General features: G+C 47.2%; 1 pseudogene. It reads left to right on the top strand.

The annotated features are described in order from the left end of the window. Window positions 1-176, top strand: a pseudogene (locus tag AK963_RS36415) (IS256 family transposase); the annotation flags it as partial. Between the last annotated feature and the right edge of the window lie 263 nt (window positions 177-439).

The following is a 439-nucleotide window of genomic DNA, read 5'->3' as shown; positions in this document are numbered from 1 at the left end:
GCGTCATTCGTAAGGCGATCAAGAACCGGAAGATTTTTCGGACTGATGAGTCAGTCATGAAGGTAATCTATCTGGCCATGGAAAAAGCTTCCGAGAAATGGACCATGCCGATCAGGAACTGGAAAGCAGCCATGAACCGGTTTGAAATTATGTTTCCTGACCGGTTCAAGGAGTAATAGTTTTGGTGGCGTTTACACAGAATTATTTACAGGCTCTAAAATACCGCCTCTTACTGAGGCGAATTGGTCAGATCACCAGGGCTGTTATTATTTTTGACAGGTAAACTCTCCAACTTCCTCCCGCCCCACAACCGGCTCATAGATTGTCTCACCCATCACAAGGATCGCTCCCGGCTCTGACTGCGGTTGTTATTAGCCCCACTTTGCCGCTTGGGTATCTCACGCAGTATCAGGTTCAACTGGCTTCCCAGTTTTGAATT

Source organism: Endozoicomonas atrinae (genome assembly GCF_001647025.1).
Lineage (GTDB): Bacteria > Pseudomonadota > Gammaproteobacteria > Pseudomonadales > Endozoicomonadaceae > Endozoicomonas > Endozoicomonas atrinae.
Note: the sequence above shows the minus strand (reverse complement) of the source record. Positions and strands in the feature narration are given on the sequence as shown.